This is a genomic window from Streptomyces sp. CC224B (assembly GCF_030010595.1).
In the GTDB taxonomy this organism is placed as follows: domain Bacteria; phylum Actinomycetota; class Actinomycetes; order Streptomycetales; family Streptomycetaceae; genus Streptomyces; species Streptomyces longispororuber.
The window spans coordinates 1-429 of the sequence record NZ_JASCXL010000269.1; the positions used below are offsets into that span (position 1 = coordinate 1).

Genomic DNA, 429 nt, shown 5'->3' on the forward strand with positions numbered 1-429 from the left:
TCCGACTCGACCGCGGGTGCCTGTGGGGCTGCCCGCACGCGGGCGGCGAACATGTCCGGGAACGTGGCCGGTTCGACCTCCCGGCTCTCCTGGGAATGGTGAGCGACGAGGAGCTCACCACGCTCCTGCTCGGTGAGCAGGTCTGCGTCGCTGATGCGGTGGGAGGGGTCGGCGACCGCAGTGGTCAGCAGCCGCTCCCAGCGGGCGATCAGGGTTTCGATGGTGCTGGCGTCGAACAGCTCGGTGGAGTACTCGGTCGCGATACGGATGCCGGCGGGCAAGCGGTCTTCGAAGGTCTCCTCGAGACTGAGGAATATATCGAAGCGGGCCGTGCCGGTGGTGCCCGCGTCAGCCTGCACTTGGAGGCCGGGTAGGTCGAAGTGGGCCTGGTCGTTGTTCTGCAGTGCCAGTGCGATCTGGAACAGCGGG

At 67.4% G+C, this 429-nt stretch carries 1 protein-coding gene; it reads right to left on the reverse strand.

All coding sequences use genetic code 11. From position 1 onward, the window contains the following. Positions 1-429 (reverse strand): condensation domain-containing protein (locus tag QK440_RS41300; RefSeq protein WP_282798406.1); only part of this gene is annotated, 429 nt, incomplete at both ends.